General features: G+C 58.6%; 1 protein-coding gene. It reads left to right on the top strand.

Annotated elements, in window-relative coordinates; translation table 11 throughout:
* Window positions 1–227: hypothetical protein (locus LKK83_RS31735; protein WP_324628759.1), on the top strand; the 227-nt coding region annotated here is incomplete at both ends.

Here is a 227-nt window from a genome sequence, read left to right as displayed (position 1 = left end):
GAACAACTGCATCTCGTGGATGTGTTCTTGCCCCCCGAGGAGTACCTCTCCCCAGGGCAGGTGAAGGAGAAACTCGACGCATACAAGCAACAGCAGCGACAGCAGGTGGCGCAACTGCAAACCGAACTGCAGCGCGCGAAGGCGCAAATCGCTCGCTACAAAGACCCGGCCAACCACCCGGCACTCTTGCGCCAACAGGAACAAATCGACACCATGCAGGCTAAGCT

Source organism: Phormidium sp. CCY1219, assembly GCF_035615515.1.
Classification (GTDB): Bacteria; Cyanobacteriota; Cyanobacteriia; order Cyanobacteriales; family Laspinemataceae; genus CCY1219.
The sequence above is the reverse complement of the archived record's forward strand: the minus strand, read 5'-3'. Positions and strand labels throughout refer to the sequence as shown.